General features: G+C 70.9%; 21 protein-coding genes. 7 read left to right on the top strand and 14 right to left on the bottom strand.

Annotated features, from left to right (window positions below):
- Nucleotides 1-15 precede the first annotated feature (15 nt).
- From FXF51_RS55510 to FXF51_RS55495, 4 genes are read left to right on the top strand one after another with little or no spacing between them, the layout of a single operon-like run.
- The gene (locus FXF51_RS55510) at nt 16-1,248 is read left to right on the top strand and encodes an extracellular solute-binding protein (RefSeq protein WP_148442962.1); all 1,233 of its coding nucleotides are present in this window, start codon (nt 16-18) and stop codon (nt 1,246-1,248) included.
- Nucleotides 1,245-2,180, top strand: coding sequence for a carbohydrate ABC transporter permease (locus FXF51_RS55505; RefSeq protein ID WP_148442961.1), 936 nt, complete (start codon nt 1,245-1,247; stop codon nt 2,178-2,180). The genes FXF51_RS55510 and FXF51_RS55505 overlap by 4 nt, the downstream gene beginning before the upstream one ends.
- A complete protein-coding gene (locus tag FXF51_RS55500; protein ID WP_148442960.1) occupies nt 2,177-2,983 on the top strand; it encodes a carbohydrate ABC transporter permease in 807 nt (268 codons plus the stop codon). The genes FXF51_RS55505 and FXF51_RS55500 overlap by 4 nt, the downstream gene beginning before the upstream one ends.
- Before the next feature lie 2 nt (nt 2,984-2,985).
- Nucleotides 2,986-6,558 carry a LamG-like jellyroll fold domain-containing protein gene (locus FXF51_RS55495; RefSeq protein WP_148442959.1) on the top strand — a complete coding sequence of 1,191 codons (3,573 nt, stop codon included), beginning with the start codon at nt 2,986-2,988 and terminating at the stop codon, nt 6,556-6,558.
- Between the two features lie 3 nt (nt 6,559-6,561).
- Here the strand turns inward: FXF51_RS55495 and FXF51_RS55490 are convergent, their stop codons facing one another.
- From FXF51_RS55490 to FXF51_RS55475, 4 genes are read right to left on the bottom strand one after another with little or no spacing between them, the layout of a single operon-like run.
- Nucleotides 6,562-7,575, bottom strand: coding sequence for an ABC transporter substrate-binding protein (locus tag FXF51_RS55490; RefSeq protein ID WP_148442958.1), 1,014 nt, complete (start codon nt 7,573-7,575; stop codon nt 6,562-6,564).
- On the bottom strand, nt 7,572-8,390 hold the full coding sequence (locus tag FXF51_RS55485) for an ABC transporter permease (RefSeq protein WP_148442957.1): 819 nt from the start codon (nt 8,388-8,390) through the stop codon (nt 7,572-7,574). The genes FXF51_RS55490 and FXF51_RS55485 overlap by 4 nt, the downstream gene beginning before the upstream one ends.
- Nucleotides 8,391-8,424: 34 nt before the next feature.
- Nucleotides 8,425-9,195 carry an ABC transporter ATP-binding protein gene (locus FXF51_RS55480; RefSeq protein WP_148442956.1) on the bottom strand — a complete coding sequence of 257 codons (771 nt, stop codon included), beginning with the start codon at nt 9,193-9,195 and terminating at the stop codon, nt 8,425-8,427.
- Nucleotides 9,192-10,112: a DUF6282 family protein gene (locus tag FXF51_RS55475; protein ID WP_148442955.1), complete on the bottom strand. Its 921-nt coding sequence runs from the start codon at nt 10,110-10,112 to the stop codon at nt 9,192-9,194. Before FXF51_RS55475 ends, FXF51_RS55480 begins: the two co-directional genes overlap by 4 nt.
- A gap of 147 nt (nt 10,113-10,259) precedes the next feature.
- On the opposite strand from FXF51_RS55475, the gene FXF51_RS55470 reads away from it, so the two are divergent.
- Nucleotides 10,260-10,886: a hypothetical protein gene (locus tag FXF51_RS55470; protein ID WP_148442954.1), complete on the top strand. Its 627-nt coding sequence runs from the start codon at nt 10,260-10,262 to the stop codon at nt 10,884-10,886.
- Nucleotides 10,887-11,101: 215 nt separating this feature from the next.
- The gene (locus FXF51_RS55465) at nt 11,102-11,674 is read left to right on the top strand and encodes a hypothetical protein (RefSeq protein WP_148442953.1); all 573 of its coding nucleotides are present in this window, start codon (nt 11,102-11,104) and stop codon (nt 11,672-11,674) included.
- Nucleotides 11,675-11,733: 59 nt separating this feature from the next.
- On the opposite strand, the gene FXF51_RS55460 is transcribed toward FXF51_RS55465, so the two are convergent.
- The 4 genes from FXF51_RS55460 to FXF51_RS55445 all read right to left on the bottom strand — a co-directional run bounded on the left by FXF51_RS55460 (nt 11,734) and on the right by FXF51_RS55445 (nt 15,467).
- The gene (locus FXF51_RS55460; protein WP_187415108.1) at nt 11,734-12,405 is read right to left on the bottom strand and encodes a GntR family transcriptional regulator; all 672 of its coding nucleotides are present in this window, start codon (nt 12,403-12,405) and stop codon (nt 11,734-11,736) included.
- A gap of 59 nt (nt 12,406-12,464) precedes the next feature.
- The gene (locus tag FXF51_RS55455; RefSeq protein ID WP_148442951.1) at nt 12,465-12,659 is read right to left on the bottom strand and encodes a hypothetical protein; all 195 of its coding nucleotides are present in this window, start codon (nt 12,657-12,659) and stop codon (nt 12,465-12,467) included.
- A 300-nt stretch (nt 12,660-12,959) separates the two neighbouring features.
- The gene (locus FXF51_RS55450; RefSeq protein WP_148442950.1) at nt 12,960-14,168 is read right to left on the bottom strand and encodes an acyl-CoA dehydrogenase family protein; all 1,209 of its coding nucleotides are present in this window, start codon (nt 14,166-14,168) and stop codon (nt 12,960-12,962) included.
- 69 nt (nt 14,169-14,237) lie between these two features.
- Entirely contained in the window at nt 14,238-15,467 is a 1,230-nt protein-coding gene (locus tag FXF51_RS55445; protein ID WP_148442949.1) for an MFS transporter, read from the bottom strand.
- Nucleotides 15,468-15,552: 85 nt separating this feature from the next.
- Between FXF51_RS55445 and FXF51_RS55440 the strand changes: the two genes are divergently transcribed.
- Entirely contained in the window at nt 15,553-16,128 is a 576-nt protein-coding gene (locus FXF51_RS55440) for a TetR/AcrR family transcriptional regulator (RefSeq protein WP_148442948.1), read from the top strand.
- Nucleotides 16,129-16,288: 160 nt separating this feature from the next.
- Here the strand turns inward: FXF51_RS55440 and FXF51_RS55435 are convergent, their stop codons facing one another.
- From FXF51_RS55435 to FXF51_RS55410, 6 genes are all read right to left on the bottom strand, one after another.
- Nucleotides 16,289-17,215, bottom strand: a complete 927-nt coding sequence (locus tag FXF51_RS55435; protein ID WP_148442947.1) for a glucosyl-3-phosphoglycerate synthase — start codon at nt 17,213-17,215, stop codon at nt 16,289-16,291.
- 92 nt (nt 17,216-17,307) lie between these two features.
- A complete protein-coding gene (locus FXF51_RS55430; protein WP_148442946.1) occupies nt 17,308-18,219 on the bottom strand; it encodes a cation diffusion facilitator family transporter in 912 nt (303 codons plus the stop codon).
- Nucleotides 18,219-18,599 carry an ArsR/SmtB family transcription factor gene (locus tag FXF51_RS55425; protein WP_262380535.1) on the bottom strand — a complete coding sequence of 127 codons (381 nt, stop codon included), beginning with the start codon at nt 18,597-18,599 and terminating at the stop codon, nt 18,219-18,221. Before FXF51_RS55425 ends, FXF51_RS55430 begins: the two co-directional genes overlap by 1 nt.
- Nucleotides 18,600-18,686: 87 nt before the next feature.
- Nucleotides 18,687-19,547: a DeoR/GlpR family DNA-binding transcription regulator gene (locus FXF51_RS55420; RefSeq protein ID WP_148442944.1), complete on the bottom strand. Its 861-nt coding sequence runs from the start codon at nt 19,545-19,547 to the stop codon at nt 18,687-18,689.
- A gap of 16 nt (nt 19,548-19,563) precedes the next feature.
- Nucleotides 19,564-20,562, bottom strand: coding sequence for a 4-hydroxythreonine-4-phosphate dehydrogenase PdxA (gene pdxA / locus FXF51_RS55415; protein ID WP_148442943.1), 999 nt, complete (start codon nt 20,560-20,562; stop codon nt 19,564-19,566).
- Nucleotides 20,559-21,884 carry a four-carbon acid sugar kinase family protein gene (locus FXF51_RS55410; RefSeq protein WP_148442942.1) on the bottom strand — a complete coding sequence of 442 codons (1,326 nt, stop codon included), beginning with the start codon at nt 21,882-21,884 and terminating at the stop codon, nt 20,559-20,561. Before FXF51_RS55410 ends, pdxA begins: the two co-directional genes overlap by 4 nt.
- Between the last annotated feature and the right edge of the window lie 79 nt (nt 21,885-21,963).

Here is a 21,963-nt window from a genome sequence, read left to right as displayed (position 1 = left end):
GAGGAATCAACCGACATGGCGAGCTTCGTCCCCCGGGCGGCCTGCCTGGCCCTGGCCGCCGTCACCCTGGCGGCCTGCGGCTCCACACCCGGCGCGCCGGCCGCGACCAGCACCGCGTACACGATCTGGGACCCCTACCCGCAGTTCGACAAGAGCTCGGACTGGGTGAAACTCCTGGACACGTGCGGCGCCGAGGCCGGGGTGAAGGTGGAGCGCACCGGCTTCGACACCACGGACCTGACGAACAAGGCGCTGCTGGCCGCCCAGCAGGGCAACCCACCCGACGTGCTGATCGTGGACAACCCGGTGGTCTCCACGCTGGCCGAGGCGGGGGTGCTGACCACGACCGAGGAGACGAAGACCGACACCTCCTCGATCGCGCCGAACCTGCTGGCCGCCGGGCAGACGGGCGGCAAGACGTACGGCGTCCCGATCGGCGCCAACACCCTGGCGCTCTACTACAACAAGGCGGTGCTGGACGAGGCCGGCGTGGACCCGGCGTCGGTCAAGGACTGGGCGACGCTGACGGCGGCGCTGGAGAAGGTGAAGGCGTCGGGCAAGAAGGGCATCACGTTCTCGGCGATCGGCACCGAGGAGGGCAGCTTCCAGTTCCTGCCCTGGTTCTGGGGCGCGGGCGCGAGCCTGACCAAGCTGGACTCCGCCGAGGGCGTCGCGGCGGTGACGCTCTGGGCCGACTGGGTGAAGAAGGGGTACGCGCCCAACTCGGTCATCGGCAACACGCAGACGACGAGCTGGCAGGAGTTCGCCACCGGCGACTTCGCCTTCGGCGAGAACGGCACCTGGCAGCTCGCCAACGCCAAGAAGACCGGCTTCGAGTACGGCATCATCCCCATCCCGGCCAAGGCCGGCGGCACGGCGCCCGCGCCGACGGGCGGCGAGTTCGTCAGCGTGCCCGTGCAGGCCGACACGGGCCGCTACGCCACCTCGCAGAAGCTGGTGGCCTGCCTGACCAGCGCCGGCAACGCCTACACCACCGACACGACGCTGTCGTACATCGCCGCGACCGAGGCGGTGCAGGCCAAGCAGGTCGCCGCGAACGAGGAGCTGACGGTGTGGGTGGAGGCGGTCAAGGCCGCCAAGGGCCGCACCAGCGACAACCTCGGCACCAAGTACCCGAAGATCTCCGAGCCGATGTGGGGCGCGGTGCAGGCGGCGCTGAGCGGGTCGAAGCCACCGCAGGAGGCGATGACGGCGGCACAGCAGGCGGCGGCGAGCGCCGTCCGATGAGCGCCCGCATCCCGATGGCCCTGGACCGCCCGGCGGCCAGGGCCCATCGGGCCCCGCGCCGCAGGTCGGGGCAGTGGGCGGCGTGGGCGTTCCTCGCCCCTGTGGTGCTCTACCTGCTGCTGTTCTACGCCTATCCGCTGTTCAGGAACGTGGAGCTGAGCCTGCGCAGCTACACCGTGCGCTCGTTCGTGCAGGGCGACGCCCCGTTCGCCGGGTTCGCGAACTACGCCAAGGTGTTCGCCGACGCGACGTTCTGGCCGGCGCTGTGGCACACGGTGGTGTTCACGGTGGTCTCGCTGGTCTTCCAGTTCACCATCGGGCTCGCGCTGGCCCTGTTCTTCATGAAGAACTTCCGGCTGTCGGCCACGCTGCGGGCCCTGTTCCTCGTGCCGTGGCTGCTGCCGCTGATCGTGTCGGCCTCGACCTGGTCGTGGATGCTCAACAGCGACTCCGGCGTGGTCAACGCGGCGCTGACCTGGCTCGGCCTCGGGCCGGTGAACTGGCTGACCTCGCCGGACTGGGCGCTGTGGTCGGTGACCATCGCCAACATCTGGATCGGCATCCCGTTCAACCTGGTCGTCCTCTACAGCGGGCTGCAGGCCATCAGCCCGGACATCCACGAGGCCGCCGCCCTGGACGGGGCGGGCGCCTGGCAGCGGTTCAGCAAGGTGACGTTCCCGCTGCTGCGCCCGGTGTCGGCGATCACGCTGCTGCTCGGGCTGGTCTACACGCTGAAGGTGTTCGACATCATCTGGATCATGACCAAGGGCGGGCCGAGCGGGGCGTCCACCACGTTCGCCACCTGGTCCTACCGGCTGGGCTTCGGCAACCTGGTGCCCTCCTTCGGGCCGGGCGCCGCCGTCGGCAACCTGCTCATCGTGATGGCGCTGGTGTTCGGGCTGGTGTACGTGAGGAGGCGGTCCCTGGCATGAGCCGCGTCAAGACCGCGATCGGCCTGCTGCTGACGGCCGTGATGTTGTTCCCGGTCTACTGGATGATCAACGTGTCGTTCACCCGGGACACCGACATGCGCAGGTCGCCGCCCAACTGGTTCCCCGTCAACGGCACCCTGGACGGCTACCGCACGGTCCTGGACCAGCAGCTCCCCTACCTGGGCACCAGCCTGGCCGTCGGGTTCGGCACGGTGGCGCTGACCCTGGTCGTGGCCGCGCCCGCCGGGTACTCGCTGGCCAGGCTGCGCCCGCGCGGCGGCAGGGCGCTGAGCTTCGTGCTGCTGGTGGCGCAGATGATCCCGGGGATCATCATGGCGATGGGCTTCTACGCCATCTTCCTCAACACCGGCCTGCTCAACACCGTGCCCGGCCTCATCGTGGCCGACTCCACGCTGGCCGTGCCGTTCGCGGTGCTGATCTTCACCGCGTTCATGTCCGGCATCCCCGAGGAGCTGCTGCAGGCGGCCCGCACCGACGGGGCGGGGGTGGTGCGCACGTTCGTCTCGATCGTGCTGCCCGTCTCCCGCAACTCGATCATCACGGTGTCGCTGTTCGCGTTCCTGTGGGCGTGGTCGGACTTCATCTTCGCCTCCACGCTCGACCAGGGCGGCGACCACCAGCCGATCACGCTCGGCATCTACCACTACATCGGCAACAACAACCAGGAGTGGAACGCCATCATGGCCACCGCCGTGGTGGCCTCCGTCCCGGCCACCGTCCTGCTCGTCATCGCCCAGCGCTACGTCGCCGCCGGCGTCACGGCCGGCGCAGTGAAGGACTAGCCATGTATGTCAGGATCGCCCTCCTCCTCGCCTTATGCGCCCCCGTCCCCGCCCCTGCCGCGGCGGATGCGGCCCCCGCGCCCGTGCTCGCGTACGAGTTCGACGCCGACGACCTCACCTCCGGCACCGTCACCGACTCCTCCGGCAACGGCCTGGACGGCACCCTGGTCAACGCCGCCACCGCGGCCCTGGTCGAGGGCCGGGGCGGCGGCCACGCGCTGAGCCTGCCCGGCGGCGCGCCCACCTCCGGCGGCGCGTACGTGCGGCTGCCCCTGGCCGTCCTCCAGGGCAGGACCGACCTGACCGTGTCGGCGCGGGTGCGCTGGGACGGCACGACCGCCCCGTGGCAGTGGATCTACGCGCTCGGCAAGGACACCGGCCGCTACCTGTTCACCACCCCGTACAACGGTGACGGGCGGCTGCGCACGGCCGTCACCACCGGGGGAGGCGGCGCCGAGGCACAGGTCACCGGGTCGGCCGCGCTGCCGTCCGGCGCGTGGAAGACGCTGACGGTCACGCTCGACACGACCGCCGGCCGGATCACCACCTACCTCGACGGGGCCGCCGTCGCCTCGGCCGCCACCACGATCACCGCCGGGCAGCTCATCGACGCCGCCACGACGGAGGCGGGCTTCATCGGGCGCTCGTTCTACCAGGACCCGCTGTTCGGCGGCGCGATCGACGACTTCCGCGTGTACGCCGCCGCGCTGACCGCCGCGGAGGTCGCGCAGGACGCCGGGGTGGAGCCGCCGTCGCCGACCGGGCCGGCGCAGGACGCCTTCGAGGTCCGTACGGTCATCGGCACGGCGCCGGCGCTGCCCGCCACGGTGCGCGCCACGTTCTCCGACGGCTACGACCGGGAGCTGCCCATCACCTGGCCGCCCGTGGACCCCGGCGACTACGCGCGGGCGGGCACGTTCACCGTGAGCGGGACGGCCGCCGGCAGACCGGTCACCGCCGAGGTCACGGTGATCCGGGAGGGGCAGCTCGTCATCGACCTCGCCGAGGACACCGGCCCCTTCCACGGCGGCGCGTCCGGCACCCTGTACGGCCTGTACGGCCCAGGCGTGCCGACGAACAACCTGATCGAGGGCATGCGGCTGCGCACGGTCTCCACCAAGGCGCAGGACGGCCCGCAACATCCGGGCGCCGACGCGCTGGAGGTGGTCAAGCCGCTGGCCGACAGCACCGGCGGCGACGTGTACGTCTACATGACCGACATCCACCGCGGCTTCCCCTACCAGTGGCCGGGCGGCACGCCGGAGGAGAAGCTGACCCTGTACAAGGAGAAGATCGCCAAGCAGGTCGCCCAGGTCCAGCAACTTGACACGAAATATCAGGACAACATTGTCTTCGTGCCGTTCAACGAGCCCGAGGGCAACATGTTCGGCACCGGCCAGTGGAGCTACAACGGCGTGAGCTGGCTCAGCGACCCGCGCGACTACTTCCGCGCCTGGGACGAGGTCTACCGGCTCATCAAGGACGAGCTGCCCGCCGCCCGCATCGCCGGCCCCAACACGAGCGTGCTCTACGCCCAGGTCAAGGACTTCCTCCAGCACACCGCCGAGGCGGGCACCGTGCCCGACGTGATCACCTGGCACGAGCTGAGCCACCCCGAGCAGGTCCGCTCCAGTGTCAAGCGGTACCGCGAGATGGAGGCCGAGGTCCTGCCGGGCAGGCGGCTGCCGGTCAACGTCAACGAGTACGCCTTCAACTACCACACCTCGGTGCCCGGCCAGATGATCCAGTGGATCTCGGCCATCGAGGAGTCGAAGGTGGACGCCGACATCGCGTACTGGAACATCGACGGCAACCTCAGCGACTCGGCCGTGCAGGCCAACCGCGGCAACGGGCAGTGGTGGCTGTTCAACGCCTACGGCGGGATGAGCGGCCGCACGGTGCGGGTCACGCCGCCGTACCCGGGGCAGAACTACACGCTGCAGGGCGTCGCCACGCTCGACCCGGCCAAGCGGCAGGCCAGAGCCATCGTCGGCGGGGCCGCGAGCGCGGGGCACATCCGCTTCGAGCACGTGCCCCGCAAGGTGTTCGGCCGCGAGGTGCACGCCTGGATCAGGGAGATCCCGTGGACCGGCCAGCTCGGCGACTCCGCCCAGCCCAGGATCGTGGCCGAGCGCGACGTGACGGTCAGGGACGGCACGGTGGTGCTCGACTTCGACGGCACGGGGCTGCCCAGGCTGAAGGAGTCGTCCGCGTACGAGATCGTGCTCAGCCCGGCCGGCTCCGGCAGGGCGACGGCGCCCGTGCCCGAGCTGTGGGAGAAGTCGTACGAGGCGGAGGACGCGAAGTACACCGGCTCCGGCTACAGCCGTAACGGCCCCGAGGGCTCGCCCCGCGACGTGTCGAAGTTCTACACCTCCGGCGGCTACGACGTCGGCGGCCTGCGCACCGGCTCCGACGGCGTGCTCGACTTCACCGTCGAGGTGCCGGAGACGGGCCGCTACGACCTGAGCGTGTTCGCCAACTCGCTCAACACCTACGACCTGGTGCGCGAGCAGGGCCCGACGAACGTCTTCGTGCGCGTGGACGGCGGCGCGGAGCAGGAGCTGTTCCTGCCGCTCGGCTACAAGTGGGTGGTGTGGGACCACGCCGGCGCCACCGTGGACCTGACGGCGGGCAGGCACGTCATCTCGCTGGCCGCGCGCTCCCTCGACGGCTCCCGGGCGACCAAGGGCGACGCGATCCTCGACCGGATCAGGCTCTCCCTGCCCAACCCGGCCGCGGCGGCCTCGGTCTACGAGGCGGAGCTGGCCGACCTGCACGGCGCCCGCGTCACCTACGACCGGGGCGAGTCCGGCTCCGGCGCGGTGAGCGCCGGGCGGGGCCGCTCGGCCGTGTTCTGGGTCTACTCCGCCGCCGACGCCGCGGCCACCCTCGACCTCGCGCTGCTCGGCTCCGGCCGGGCCTCGGTCACGGTCAACGGCGTGCCGGTGCTGAACGCCCGGCGCGGCGCCTCCGCCGTGGACGTGTCGCTGTCGGGCGGCGTCAACAAGGTCACGGTCACCGGCACGTCCGGCACCGCGCTCATCGACCGCCTCACGGTGCGGCAGGCCGACTCCGAACTGCCCGCCACCGTGTACGAGGCAGAAGCCGCGCAGCCGGCGGGCACCGCGAAGGTGTCGCAGCTCTCGCTGGCCTCGGGCCGGGCGGCGGTGACCGGCGTCGGCGGGCCGCCGGGCAACGGCAACACGCTGACGTTCACCGTCCAGGCGGGCGCGGCGGGCACGTACGCCATGCGGGTGCGCTACTCCAACCCCGAGCAGTCACCCGCGACGCACTACAACCCCGACCCCCTCGCCCGGCACGCCGACATCGCGGTCAACGGCGGCGCCGCCCAGCGGACGCTGTTCCCGCACACCTTCCACGAGAACAACTTCTGGGAGCTGACCGTGCCGGTGAAGCTGCGCGCGGGCGGCAACACGGTGCGGTTCTCCTCCCAGGAGCTGCCCAACTTCGACGGCGAGACCTACGCCTCGCAGACCTTCCCCGGCGTGCTGCTGCGCTCGCAGTACGCGCCGGTGATCGACCGGATCACGCTGGCGCCGTACAGCGGCTGACGTTCAGGTGTCCGCCCGCAACGCGGGCGGCACGATCCTCTCGTACGCGGGCAGGTGTCTGACCAGGCCGGTGACCCGGTGGAAGGCGATGGCCGTGTCGAACGACGCCCGCGAGAAGCCGATGCCCTCCGGGATCTCCGTGCGCATCAGGCCGGGCAGCTCGGCCAGCGCCCTGGGGTCGATGCCCTTGAGATAGACCGTCAGCAGCTTGACGATCTCCTCCGGCGGGGCCTGGTGGATGTGCCGGTGGGCCCGGCCGAGGGCCCGCTGGAAGGCGGCGACCTCGCGGGGTTTCTTGTCGATGATCCGCTGGGTGGTGAACACGACGCCGTGCGCGGTCCGTTCGAGCCCCGGCACGTCGCCGGCGGCGGGCGAGATGTAGCGGGTGCCGATGCCGGCCGCGGCGGCCTGCTGCGCGATGGGCTGGAAGAAGGCGAGCGCGTCCACCCGGCCGGCCTTCAGCGCGCCCAGCGCCGACGCGGCGGTGCTGCCGAGGTTGACGAGCTCGCAGTCGGTGGCCGAGTTCATGCCGGTCTTCGCGAACAGGTAGGTGACCAGCGCCTCCGTGCCGCTGCCCGGCCCGGTGATGCCGATCTTCTTGCCGCGCAGGGCGCGGATGCGCGCGTCGAGCGGGTCGGACGGGGACGCCCCGGCGAACGAGGTGCCGACCACCACGTCCACGTAGTACCGGTCCACCAGGTTGGCGACCAGCCTGCCCTTGTCGTCGATCCTGGCCAGGTTGAGCGCGTCCGTCATCACCCCGGCGCCGAGGTCGATGCTGCCCGACTTGAGGGCCGCCGCCACCTTCGCGCCGGTTCCCAGCCGGGGCCGCTCGCCCAGCTTGACCCCCTCCTGGGTGAAGTAGCCGTTCTGCTCGGCCACGAACAGCGGGAAGAAGGCGATGGAGTTGCTGATCTGGCCGACGTTCAGCACGCCCGGCGGCGTGGTCGAGGTGCGTTGCGCGCAGCCGGACAGCGCCAGCGCCAGGGCGGCCAGGATCGCGGCGATCCGCCTCACTGCCTGGCCTCCATCGGCTTCCACCGGCCGACCCGGCGGTCCAGCAGCCCGACGACCAGGTTGAGCAGCGCGGCGATCACGCTGAGCACGACGAGCGTGGCGAACACGCCGGCCGTGTCGAACTGGGCGGCGGCGTCGTTGATCAGGTAGCCGAGCCCCCGGTTGGAGGCCACCAGCTCGCCGATCACGGCGCCGATCAGCGCGTACGGGATGGCCACCTTGAGCCCGGTGAGCAGCCCCGTCATGGACGAAGGGACGACCACCTTGACCATGATGGTGCGCCGGCCGCCGCCCATCAGGCGGACGGCGTCGACGAGCCCCCTGTCCACCTCGCGCACGCCCGCGGCCGTGTTGAGGAAGACCAGGAAGAACACGGTCGCGGCGGCCAGCAGCACCTTCATGTGCATGCCGATGCCGAACCAGACGATGAACAGCGGCGCCAGCGCCACCTTCGGGATCGCGTACAGGGCCATCACGAACGGGTCGAGCACCCGGTAGAGCGCCCGTACGGAGGCCACCAGGAAGCCGGACAGCGCGCCCGCCACCGCGCCGACCAGGAACCCGTACACCACCTCCTGCACCGTGATCCAGGTGTTGGACCAGAGCGTGCCGTCCTGGTGCCACTGGACCAGGCGGGTCCAGATGTCGCTCGGGCGGCTGGTGAACGTGATGTCGAACCACCGCTCGGCGGTCAGCTCCCACACCACCAGCAGCGCCACGACCAGCAGGGCACGGATCGACCACACCGTGGCGGTGCCGCCGTGCCTGTTCCACCAGCTCCTGTCGAGCCGCACCGTCTGAATCGTGGCGGTCACCGGGCTCCCTCCCGCGGCTCCGAGGTCGTGGCGGTCACCGGGCTCCCTCCCGCAGCGCCTGGCTCAGCTCGCGGTGCAGGGCCACGAACTCCGGGTCCACCCGCAGCTCGTCGGCGTCCCTGGGCCTGGGCAGGCCGATCGGCCGGTCGAGCACGATGCGGCCGACCCGGCCGAGCACCACGACGCGGTCGCCGAGCAGCAGCGCCTCCTCGATGTCGTGCGTCACGAACACCACCGTCTGCCCGCTCTCCCCCCACAGCCGCAGCAGCTCCGCCTGCAGCTCGGCGCGGAGCTGGGCGTCGAGGGCGCCGAACGGCTCGTCCATGAGCAGCGTCTCCGGATCCCCGGCCAGCATCCTGGCCAGGCTGACCCGGCGGCGCATGCCGCCGGACAGCTCGCGCGGGTAGTGCCGCTCGAACCCCCGCAGGCCGACCTTCTCGATCAGCTCGGCCGCGCGTGCCCTGCGCCGCCCTGCGGGCACGCCGGCGACCTCCAGGGGCAGCTCGACGTTCCTGTGCACGCTGCGCCACGGCATGAGCGTGTCGGACTGGGTGAGGTAGCCGACCTCGGTACGCGGCCCGGCGACCGGCCTGCCCCGGTAGGCGATCGTGCCGGAGGTGGGCGTGGTCAGGCCGGCGAGCAGGTTGAGTATGGTCGACTTGCCGCAGCCGCTGCGGCCCAGCACGGTGACGAAGCCGCCCTCCGCGATCTCCAGGTCGAGGTCGCGCACGGCCACGATGCCGAGGTCGTCCTTGACGAACTGCTTGGCGAGCCCGCTCACCTCGATGACGGCAGGGGCGCTCATGCCGCGCCCGCCAGGCGGCGGGAGTTGTCCACGGCCATGGTGCGCACGTCCTTGTCGGTGAAGCCTTCGGCCAGCAGCCGGTCGGCGAGCAGGGCCAGACCGTCCTCCACCGGCGGGTTGAACGGCTGGCCTAGGTCGCTGGAGAGCACGGAGTGCTCGGGGCCCGCGGCTTCGATGTTCGCGAGCCAGGTCTGCCAGGAGATCTTGCCGCTGTGCGGGGTGGTGAAACAGCGCTCCAGCAGGGCGCCCCTGGCGGCCAGCGCCCGCTGCCTGGCCACGGCGACGCGCTGGGAGGTGAACTCGGGATGGGTGATCACGATGCGCCGCACACCCTCGGCCACGGCCGCGTCCACGACGGTGTCGATCTCGTCGGCGCCGAGGTGGCCGGTGGCGAGCGTCAGGTCGTGCTTGGCGATCAGGCGCAGCACCTGCCGGGTGCGTTCGAGCACGCCGCCGCCGGGCGCCACGACCTCCACCGGGTCTGCGGCCATGCCCGCTTCGCGCAGCTCGCCCTGAAGGCGGGCCCACATGGGCGGGGTGGCCCCTTCGGGGTCGGCGGCGGTGCAGGCCCGCTGGTTCGCGCTGTCCACGGTGGGCAGCCAGACGACCTGCGCGCCGCCGCGGGCGGCGATCTCGACGGCGATCGGGTTCATGCCTCCGACGGAGGCGTTGAGGGTGATGGCGCCGACCGCGCCGAAACCGGGGACCGCCGCGCGGACCACCGCGGCCCGCTCTGCCGTGGGGACGTAGTGGGACTTGAGCACGAAGCCGGCGAGCCCGACCTCGGCGAAGCGGGCCGCGAGCGTCAGGTCGTCGATCCGCCTGCGCATCACGTCGGGCGCCACGTGGATGTGGCAGTCGTAGGCGCCCGCGACCAGGTCACGAGCTCGCGCGGAGGGCTTGGGATGATCGGGCATGCCTGTCTCCCATGTGTTGCCGTACTACCGAAGAGATTGTTAACAATTTCGGCGACAACCGTCAACAATCTTCGCAAGTCGCGTCCAAGCCGGTTCCCAGAAGGAATGCCTAGTTTTCTCTCACACCGGCCACGACAAAGGAGAGACATGCGACTCACCAGCCCGGCTCAGCTCCTCGCCGCAGTCACGCTCGCCACCACCGGATTCGTCAGCGTCCCCGGCCCCGCGTGGGCTGCGGCGGAGCCCATCACCCAGGACTTCCAGACCTCCAGCGGCAGCATCGGCGCGGGGAACCACAAGACCGTGACGCTGAAGTGCCCGTCCACGCTGCCCTACATCGTCAGCTTCGGCGCCAGCACCCAGATCAACTCCGACGGGGACGAGTCGCACACGCACCTCATCGACGCGAAGGCCAACGAGCCCAACCGGTCGGTGTCGGTGAGCTTCACCAACTCGGAGCCGCTGAACACCAACCCGCCGGCCGACGTCTCCATCAAGCTCCACGTGACCTGCTCCAACGTGAAGCCGCCGCACCCGCCCTCGGTGCACTTCACCAAGAACGTGACCCTGCCGCCCCTGGGCACCTTCTCGTCGTTCGTGATCTGCCCGGTGAGCCATCCCAAGCTGGTGGAGACGCACGAGGGCCACGACCCCAACCTGACGCGGACGAAGCTGAACAACTTCCCCGGGAACATCGGCGGCGGCGCCACGTGGGAGAACAACGACGGCTTCGCCCCGCATCCGGCCTGGGTGCGGGTGTACTGCACGTCCTGACCCGCCGGCGCCCTCAGCGGACCGGCCGAATTCTGCGCATGCGGGTCTCGGCGGCGAGAGCCGTTGTGCGCAAGCCGGCGCGCAGGCGCGGCATCGGTCACCCAAACTCGCAGCCGAATGTCCCCGTATGGGTGCTCGGTCGACATATGTGAATCCTCGGGAAAAGCCAACTGGCTTTTTGCCCTGCGTATACTTCGCGGGTAATCTGGCGTGCCATGAAGGATAGCGCGACGGATTTCGATGACATAAAGGACCCCGATGCGGAGAAAAGCCCGAAGGGCGACAAGTCCATGAGCATGTCGTGGATCGGCACGTGGGTACCAGTGATCGCAGTCTGCATCGCCCTCGCGTCGCTGATCCGGGAGGTGTTCCCGGTTTGGCAGCCCTTCCCTCCCGAGATCTCCATCACCCAGCCGGCGGGCCATGTACCCAGGTGTCACGAGTTCAGCGGGTCCACCCCGGTAGGCCACGAAATGACGCTGTGGATCGGGCACCGGCTTATTTCTGAATCCAACGATGAGCCCTGGCATATCAGGAAAGTCAAGGACATCGGTACTGACGGCCGGTGGCGGGCGTGGCAGGAACTCGGCAGAGAGGGAACGACAGGCCGATCTTACGATATCAAGGTGCTCCTTACCGATCCGCAAGAAACCGGCGTTTTCGCGGCATCTCTCGTGCCAGGGAAAGGAACGCTTCACCTGCCTGCGGTAACGCCATCGGAACGAGCCTCGCTCATCGTCACCCGCGATGCCATCAACAGGGCCGCGTGCCCGTTGGGGCATTTGTAAAGGGAATACCGAACGCCGCCGACTCTCCGCGAGCCATGTGTCATGTGCGAGGTGAGAACTCAACTCTGCGCAAGCAGGAGAGCGATGGCGGCGTGGGCCGTCTCGTTGTCCACGCCGTACTCCTCCATCATCTCGGACTCGGACGGCAGCCCCTCATAGGGCGCATGGCCGCCCCTCTCGATGCGCTCGATCACGTCGGCCGCGATCTCCTGAGACGTCCAGGGCCACTTGTCGCGGTGCGCGGCGAACGTCCCGATCGCGGGCACGGTGTACGCCCAGCCCTGCCCGCGGAGCAGAGCCACGGCGGCGCTGACCGTCTTCTTGGCCACCCCGTACTGTTCGATCAGCTCCAACTGCGAGGGCAGCACCTGATCCGGCCCGTAGACACCCCGCTTGACGCCTGCTGCGAGATCGGCGGCGATCTGCTCATGCTGCCGCGGCTCGCGGATCTGGGGAGCGTCACGGGGTCCGACATAGGAGCCATCGGCGCGGATGGTGTAAACGACGCCTTCCTCGCGCAGGACCTCCAGGGCCCGGCGCACCGTCAGCCGCGATGCCTGGTGGATCTCGCCCAGCTCGGCTTCCGTGGGGAGCGCCTGGCCGGGCGCGAGCGTGCCGGCGGCGATGTCCTCCTTGATGGTGTTAATGATCATCTGGTAGATCGGCACCGGCCCCCGTGGCCCTCGCTTCGTCATGGCCGGAATGTACATGTCGAAGACCTCTATGGACATCAAGGGTCTGCTGATCCGTAGGAAGCGCCGAACGAGCAGCGACACTCCAGGCCGTGCGATCAGTCCTCGGCGGCGGGAAGGCGAAGCGGGCTTTTCGGTTCCGGGCGGTCCAACGCCCATCGCATTACCCGGAACGCCCGCTCGCTGATCACCTCGGAGCCGAACAGCGCAGTCCCTAAAATCACCACGACGACGAACACCTCAAGCGCGATCACCACGCCACCCAGCGCAGGATGCACCGACCACGTCAGCACCGGGCCACCAACGCCAACCGATCCTGCACCGATTGTCCGCGACCAGGTCGCCGGCCGCCTCGCACGCCCTCCCACCGGCAAGAGGCACCTCCTCCGCAATGGATTCTTAGTCCATGTGGAGAGGTGCCTCAGCGAAGCACATACCCGTTGAAGTCCGCGGACAATCGCAATTCGCCGGGGCAGATTGGGGTCAGATTCGGGGTAGCCCCCGAAAGGCAGACCCGGGCGCCGCCCCTCCTCCACCGCCCGGCCGCCAAGCTCCGGCAACTCCAAGCCACAGAGGCAGAACAGAGGCGGCTCTCAGCGGACGGGCAGACCCGTGACCGCCCGGCCGATGATCAGCCGCTGGATCTCGCTCGTCCCCTCGAAGATCGTGTAGATCTTGGCATCCCGGTGGAAGCGCTCCACCGGATGCTCCCTGGTGTACCCGGCCCCGCCCAGGATCTGGATCGCCTGCTCGGTCACCCACACCGCCGTCTCCCCCGCCACCAGCTTCGACATCGACCCCTCGGCCTGCTCGAACTGCCTGCCGTTGCGGGCCATCCACGCGGCCCGCCAGGTGAGCAGGCGGGCCACGTCCACCCGCGTGGCCATCTCGGCGAGCAGGAAGGCGATGGCCTGGTTCTCGCCGATCCTGCGGCCGAACTGCTCGCGCTCGCGCGCGTAGTCCCTGGCGTACTCGAAGCCGGCGCGGGCGATGCCCACCGCCATCGCGGCCACCGACGGGCGGGTGGTCTCGAACGTGCGCATCGCCGCCTGCTCGCCCGCCCGCTCCCCCTTCCGTACGCGCGCCAGCCGCGCTTCCAGCTTCTCGGGGCCGCCGAGCAGGCACGAGCCGGGCACCCGCACGTCCTCCAGGACGACCTCGGCCGTGTGCGAGGCGCGGATGCCGTGCTTGCGGAACTTCTGCCCCATCGACAGCCCAGGGGTGCCCGGCGGGATGACGAACGACGCCTGCCCCCGGGTGCCCAGCGACGGGTCGACCGCCGCGACGACCACGTGGACGTTCGCGATGCCGCCGTTGGTGGCCCAGGTCTTGACGCCGTTGAGCACCCAGTCGCCGCCGTCGCGGACGGCACGGGTGCGGATGGCGCCGACGTCGGAGCCGGCGTCGGGCTCGGACGCGCAGAACGCGCCCAGCTTGACGTCGTTCTCCGTGCCGAACATCTGCGGCAGCCACTCCCCCATCTGCTCGGGGGTGCCGTTGGCGGCCAGCGCCGCGGCGGCCAGGCCGGTGCCGGTGATCGACAGGCCGATGCCGGCGTCGCCCCAGAAGATCTCCTCGAACGCCGCCGGCAGCGCCAGCCCGCTCTCCTCGAACCACTGCGTGGCGAAGAAGTCGAGCGAGTACAGCCCGATCTTGGCCGCCTCCTGGATGACCGGCCAGGGGGTTTCTTCGCGCTCGTCCCATTCGGCGCCCGCGGGGCGGATCACGTCGCGGGCGAACGCGTGCACCCAGTCACGCACCTGCACGACGTCGTCGCTCGGCTCCGGGCAGAACCCCGCCATGTGCCCCCCTTAGGTTACCGGTGGTAACACCTTACCGGCCGGTAGCGCGCCACCGGAACGCCTCGCCTCTCATTCCTGAACGGTCTTTCCCCCCGTCCAGGTGGAGACCAGGACGAAGAGGGCGGACAGCGCCATGCCGGCCGCGAGACCGTACATGAGCGGGGTGAAACCGCCGAACGCGGCGGCCACCTGCGGGCCGACGCTGCCGCCGACCGCGAGCGCCGCGGAGAACAGCGCCAGCGCCGTGCCGCGCGCCCGGCCCGCCTCGGCGGAGATCGACTCGTTCATGCTGGGCAGGCCGCCGGTGATGGCGGCGACGTACAGGGCGAGCAGGAGCACCAGGACGGCGGTGCCGGTGAAGCCGATGACGGCCAGCGTGAGCGCGGCGGCAGCCATGAAGACGATCGCCCTGGTGGTCCTGCGGATCCTGGCCAGCCAGGGCATGAGCAGCGGCATCAGCACGATCGACGGGAGGCCGGCGGCGCGCAGGGCGAGGAGTTCGGAGGGGGAGCTGACGCCGTAGATCTGCAGGCCGGTGTAGACGGCGACGAAGCCGACCATGAGCATGATCGTGGCCAGGTAGCGCAGGGTCAGCACGCGGTGGACGAGGAGGCCGGGGAGCGGCCGGTAGGCGGACAGCAGGGATCCGATCGCCCGGCGCGGCGCGCGCCCGGGATCGGCCTCCTCTCCGGGGAGGTCGGGCAGCATGACCGCGCGCACGCCCAGCGCGGCGAGGACGAACCCGGCCGCCGAGAGGCCGAACAGCCCGCGCCACCCGATCACGTCCACCAGCAGCTGGGCGGCGACCTGCAGCACCACGGCGGAGGCGAGGAACGCGCCGGTCACCGCCGCGATGGCGACCACCCGGCGGCGCGGCTCCAGCCGCTCACCCAGGTACGCCATCCCGGCGGGCGGGAACATCGCCACCGCGATCCCCTGCAACGCCCGCAACCCCATCGCCACCTCGGGCGACGGGCTCAACGCGACCAGCGCCGTCGTCAGCGCGGCCAGCGGCAGCCCGATCGTCAACAATCTGCGCCGCCCGTAACGGTCGGACAGCGGCCCGAACACCAGGAACCCGATGCCGTAGCCGATGCCGAACGCGGTCACCAGCCATGTCAGCCCGCCGGGCGAGGTCGCCCAGCCGGTGGCCATGTCGTGCAAGAGGGGGATCACGACGTACAACTGGCCGCTGACCAGGACGGCGGTGAGCGTGAAGGCCGTCATCGTGCTCGCGAAGGGGGCGGTGGCGGGGGTCGGCGGCCGTAGCCGTGGGGTGCGGGAAAGCGTGAGTGTCATGAGGCGGGACGCTAGCCAACCAACCAGTTGGATGTCAACTGTTCAGTTGGTTTGCAACCAACCGGTTGGTGGCTAGGATGTCGTCATGGCACCCAAGGTCTCGACCGCCGCCACCCGCGCCGCCCTGCTGGAGGCCGCGCGAGAGGAGTTCGCCGCGTACGGGGTGGCGGGCGCGCGCGTGGATCGCATCGCGGAGCGCGCCGGCGTCAACAAGGAGCGCATCTACGGGCACTTCGGCAGCAAGGAGAAGCTGTTCGACACGGTCGTCAACGAGGCGCTCGACGACCTGACCACCCAGATCGCCCTGCCAGGCGCCGACCCCGTCGAGTACGTGGCCAAGCTGACCGACTACTACCGCTCGCATCCCGACACGGTGCGGCTGCTGATGTGGGAGGCGCTCAACTACCGGGGGCCGGAGCTGCTGGAAGGCCAGGAGGCGCGGGTGGAGCGCTGCGGCCGCAAGAAGGCCTCGCTGGCGGAGGGGCGAGGCGAGACGGAGCCTTCCGACACGACGGCCCGGCTGTTGTTCATGCTGACGGGGCTGGCTCTGTTCCCGGCGATGATGCCGCAGCTCGGGCGGATCATTCTGGGTGACACGGCCGACGATCACGACGCGATCCGCGATCAGATCGCCGGTTTCGTCACCGCCGCGCTGAAGTAGGGCCTCGCCCCCGTCCGCACGCCACGCGTCCGTGCGCTCGCCCCAATCCGCACGCCACGCGTCCGTGCGCTCGCCCCCGTCCGCACGCCACGCGTCCGTGCGCTCGCCCCCGTCCGCACGCCACGCGTCCGTGCGCGTCTTTCGCCGCCGGCCGCCCTGTTCAGGCGTCGATGGTGAGCATCGGCGGGCGTTCGCCGATCCCGACGTCCCTGATCAGCACGTCGTGCCCGTCCTGCCCCCTGCGGAACTGGGCCAGCCGCACCGCCGGCTCCTCGAACGCCCGGATCTTCCCCTGGCGCTCCAGCCGCGACCAGGCGGCGAGCATGATCTGCCCCGCCATCCCGCCGAGCGCCTCCGTGGACTGCGGCGCGTGCTCGCGCGAGCCCAGGTCCACCTGCGCGAACGCGTCCAGCCCCGCCAGCTCCAGCAGATCGATCAGGAGCCCCAGCTCTACCCCGTACCCGGTCACGAAGGGCACCCGTTCCAGGGCTGAGCGCCGCCCGGCGTACTCCCCCGCCAGCGGTTGCACGAAACCCGCCAGCTTGGGCCAGTGCAGGTTGATCAGTGGCCGGGCGACCAGCTCCGTGACGCGCCCGCCTCCGTTGCCCGCCCCGTTGAGCGGACGGTCATAGCACCCTTTCGTATACACCACGGTCGGGTCGCCCAGCAGCGGCCCGAGCACACCAAGCACCAACGAAGCACGAAATTTCCGGATATCGGCGTCCACGAACACCAGCACGTCCCCCGACGTGACGGCCAGCGACTTCCACAGCGCCTCCCCCTTGCCGTCGAGCGGCTTGAGCTGCGGCAGGATCTCGTCCTGGGCGTGCACCCTGGCCCCCGCCCGAGCCGCCACCAGCGCGGTGTCGTCGGTGGAACGTGAGTCGATGACGACGAGCTCGTCCACGAGCCCGCCCAGCTCCCGCCGGATCACCTTGATGATCTCCCCGACGGTCTCCCGCTCGTCGCGCGCCGGGAGCACCACGCTGACGGTGGTCTCTCCCTTGGCGGCCAGCAGGTCCCGGAGTGGCCAGTCCCCGGCGGACGAAGTACGGCGCCGCAACCAGCCGTGCACTTCAGGCAGCATGCGACACTTCCCCCCGAATCCCCACATTTCAGCATTTGTCCGGTGTCGCTCCCCTCCCCCTTCTTACCCTGCCTGGGGAAGCACCCACCGCCTCACCAATCCAGTTCGTCGCAGCCCCGGTGGTCGGCCGGCTCGACCTGGAGGGTGGCGTGCGCGACGCCGTGCCGACGCCGCAGCACGTCGCGGGCCTGGTCCAGCACGGCATGACTGTCGCCCTGCTCGCCGGTGACGAGATGGGCGGTGGCGACGTTCATGCCGGACGTCAACGTCCACAGATGCAGGTCATGCACGTCCCGCACCCCTTCGATGGCCGCCAGATCCTTCGCCACGGCAGCCGCATCGATCCCTTCAGGCACGTGCTGCCCCAGCACCGCGAAGACCTGCCGCCCGAGCGAGACCGCCCGCACGGCGACGAAGACGCCGATGGCCAGCGCGATGACCGTGTCCCACAGCGCCTGCCCGGTCGCCGCGACGAGCCAACCGGCCGCGATGACACCGACCGACCCGGCGGTGTCGGCCACCACCTCCAGGTACGCGCCCTTGACGTTCAGGCTCTCGCCCGCCCCCGAACGCAGCATCAGCAGCGCGACCAGGTTGACGAGCAGGCCGAGGGCGCCGACGACGAGCATCGGCCCGGACGACACCTCGGCCGGCCCGCCGATCCTGCCGATCGCCTCCAGCACCACGTACACCGCGACGCCCAGCATCAGCACGACGGCCAGCAGCGACGCGAACACCTCGGCCCGGTACGAGCCGTAGCTGCGCCTGCCCGTGGTGTCGGGGCGGGTGGCGATCCGGGTCGCGACCAGCGCCGCGCCGAGCGTGACGACGTCGGCGGCCATGTGCCCGGCGTCCGACAGCAACGACAGCGAGCCGGACAGCAGCCCGAAGACCAGCTCCACCACGAAGAACGCGCCGATCAGGACGAACGAGACCGCCAGCCGCCACCGGTGACGGCCGCCCGCGTGCCCATGACCGTGCCCATGACCGTGCCCGGCCCCCATCAGGCGTCCCCCTCGCGCTCGGGGTGCATGGCCTCGGTGTGCTCGGTGTGGGCGAGCGCCAGATCGAGCAGCATCCGCACGTGCGGGTCCTCAAGCCGGTAGAACGCCATCCGCCCGGAGCGGCGGGCGGCCACGATGCGGTGGGCGCGCAGCAATCGCAGGGCGTGGGAGACCGCCGACTCGCTCTGCCCCGTCACCGCCGCCAGATCGCACACGCACAACTCGCCGTCCAGCAGCGCCACCAGCAGCCGCAACCGGTTCGTGTCGGACAGCAGGCCGAAGATGTCGGCGGTGTCGGCCAGGTCCTCGGCGGGCGGCATGCGCTCGTGCACGGCGGCCACCCTGTCGGCGTCGACCACCCGAGTGGAACAACTGTCCATCGCCAAGACCTTGTTATCTGAAGAGGTATTCATATGAACAACATAGGGCCTGCCGGTCACAAGCTGTCAAGACGGCGCGCCTCTTCGTCAGCCGGCCGAGTGCCCGTCTGAGGGCCGGTCTGAGAGCCGGTCCGAGGGCCGGTCTGAGGGCCGGTCTGAGGGCCGGTCTGGGGGCCGGTTCGGGGGCACGGCCACGACGTGCACGCCCTGCGCCTTGAACGGCTCCACGGCCTCGGCGGTGGCGGTCGCGTCGGTGACGAGTGTCCAGGTCTCAGGCATGCGCGCCCAGGCGTGGAACGGCCTGCGTCCCAGCTTGGCGGCGTGCACGAGCAGGTAGACGTGCCGGGAGCGGGCCATCATCAGCTCCTTCATGCGCGTCTGCTGGAGGCTGGCCTCGCAGATGCCGTCGTCGGCCGTCACCCCGTCGGCGCCCAGAAAGACCCGGTCGAACGTCATCCGGCTCAGCGCCGCCTCCGCGAGCGGCCCCACGAAGCCCTGGCTGACCTGCCTGAGCGTGCCGCCGAGGCACTCCACGTGCACGCCCGTGGCGCCCACCAGCTCCTGGAGGGCGTTGAGGCCGGTGGTGGCGATCGTGAGGTCCGCCGCGTGCCGCAGCTCGTGGGCCAGGGCGCCGGTGGTCGAGCCGGCGTCGAGCAGGATCGTCTCGCCGGGACGGATCTGCGCGGCGGCCCAGGCGGCGATGGCCCGCTTGGCCTCGAACGCCTCCCCGACGCGCTGCCGCAGCGACGCCTCCGGGTGGGTGACGACCGCCATCGCACCGCCGTACGTGCGGGCCAGCAGCCCGGCCGCCTTCAGGTGGGCCAGGTCGCGGCGGATGGTGGAGGCGGTCACCCCGAGCTGGGCCGACAGCTCCTCGACGCTGGCCAGCCCGGTGGTGGTGGCCAGGCGGACGATCTCGTCGCGGCGGTTCTGTGCTGCGCGGCCCATCGGCGAACCCTCTCCCTCACACGCCCTGCGCGGACGACAGCTCGGCCGCCTGCCGGAGGGCCTCGATCATGCTACCGGCGTCGGCCACGCCCTTTCCCGCGATGTCGAACGCGGTGCCGTGGTCGACCGACGTCCTGATCACGGGCAGCCCGACGGTGATGTTGACGCCCGCCTCCAGGCCGAGGATCTTGACGGGGCCGTGCCCCTGGTCGTGGTACATGGCCACGATGAGGTCGTAGTCGCCCCGTCCGGCCAGGAAGAAGGCCGTGTCGGCGGGGAGCGGGCCGTGCACGTCCATGCCCTCGGCGCACAGCCGCTCGACTGCCGGGACGATCTTCTCCGCTTCCTCGCCGTACCCGAACAGGCCGTTCTCGCCCGCGTGCGGGTTGATGCCGCACACGCCGATCTTGGGATGGCCGAGGCCGGAGCCGCGCATGGCGGCGTGCCCGCGCCTGATCGTCCGCTCCACCAGGCCGGGCTCGATGCGGGCCACCGCGTCGATGAGACCGATGTGGGTGGTGACGTGGATGACCTTCACCTTGGCGGTGGAGAGCATCATCGACACCTCCTCCGTACCGGTCAGGTGCGCGAGCAGCTCGGTGTGACCGGGGAAGAGGTGGCCGGCGGCGTGCAGGGCCTCCTTGTTCAGCGGCGCCGTGCAGATGGCCCGCACCTGGCCGGACATCGCCAGCTCGCCGGCCAGCCTGACGTACTCGTAGGCCGCGCCGCCCGCGACCGCCGACACCTCACCCCAGGGCAGGTCGTCGGGCAGCAGGCCGGGGTCGATGACGTTGATCCGGCCCGGCTCGAACACCGCTCCGGCGACGCCGTCCACCGTGACCACCTCCGGCCGTGCGCCGAGGCAGGCGGCGGCCTTGCGCAGGCGTCCCGCGTCACCGATGACGACCGGGCGGCAGAACGCGGCGGTCTCGGGGGCGAGCAGGGCGCCGACGATGACCTCGGGGCCTACGCCGGAGCCGTCCCCCATGGTGAGGGCGATGAGAGGTGTGCTCATGTCAGCCTTTCGGGTGCGAGATGGGCGGCGATGTTGAGGAGGCTGTCGCGGTCGCCGAAACTGCCCGGCCTGGTGACCACCGAGCGGCCCTCGGGGGTGTGGCAGTGGACGGCGCCGTGGTGGATCTGTCCGACGGGGGTGAGTTCGTGCACCTTCAGCGCGTCGAGGACCCGTCTGGCCGTCTCACCGCCGGTCAAGACCAGGTCGGGAGTGTGGTCGCCGGTCAGCGCGGTGGCGACGATCTCGGCCAGGGCGGTGGCGGCGTCCGGCGGGCCCTGGCCGGTGAGCGTCAGCACGACTAACGCGGTGGACGGGCGTAAGGCCGTGCGCAGGCGGTGCGCGATGTGCGCACGGTGGGCGGGGGCGAGGTCTGTGGTGGCGTCGAGGGTGAGGGGGTGGGCGCCGTACGGGAGGAGACGGCGGGCCTGGTCGGCGGCCCCTGGCTCGGCGGTGCCGACGACGATTAGGAGGGGACGGTCCTGGGTGGACGGGCGTGGGGCGATCGGAGGGTGGCCGTCCGAGATGCGGCCGGGAGCGGTGGCCCGGGTGCGGTCGCCGCCGAAGGCCAGGGTGCGGCCGGGAGCGGTGGCCCCGGTGCGGTCGCCGCTGAAGGCCAGGGTGCGGCCGAGGGCGGAGGCCAGGCCGCCCGCGCCGATGAGGTGGGCGCGCGGGTCGGCCGTGAGGGTGGCGGCCACGATCGCGTCCAGGTCGGCGTCCGTTTCCGCGTCGCACACGGCGACCCGTCCCGCCGTCCGCGACAACGCCCGCACCAACGTGGCACGGTCGGCACGGTCGGCGCGGTCGGCGCGGACGGTGGCGAGCGGCACGAGCGCGACCGGCACGCCGCCCAGGGCGTCGGCGATGGACGCCGGTGCGGGGCGGCGCTCCACCTGCCAGGCGCGCGTTTCGCGCAAGGACAGGCCGCCGATGCGCGGGACGCCGCCGACGGTCACCCGCCCGGCGGAGGGCAGCGCGGGCGCGAGCACGACCAGCGCAGGGGCGGCTGCGCGCGAGAACGCCGCTTCCAGGATCGCCGCGTCCAAGGTCGCCGCCGCTGTGGCGCCCACATCCCCCCGTAGCAGCGAGTCGACCTTCACGAAGACCCGCCGCTCCCCCGCGTGCCGCAACGCCTCCCGCACCACCTCCCCCGCCCCCGCCCGATACCGGCAGTCCAGGTCGGCCACCATCACGGGCGCCGATGACGCGTACGGCGGCCCGGAGAGCGCGATCCGCGCAGGACGCCCGGACGACATGAGCACCGCCGCCGTCTCCGCCGCCCCCGACAGATCATCAGCCAGGGCGAACACGGAAGGAGCCCGCAACGCTCACACCTCCACCCCGCCACCAGAATTGCGCAAGACGCGCACCAAGCATTGCACGAAACGCGCACGTTCTGCCACA

It is taken from the genome of Nonomuraea sp. PA05 (assembly GCF_008086045.1).
GTDB lineage: Bacteria > Actinomycetota > Actinomycetes > Streptosporangiales > Streptosporangiaceae > Nonomuraea > Nonomuraea monospora.
The sequence above is the reverse complement of the archived record's forward strand: the minus strand, read 5'-3'. Positions and strand labels throughout refer to the sequence as shown.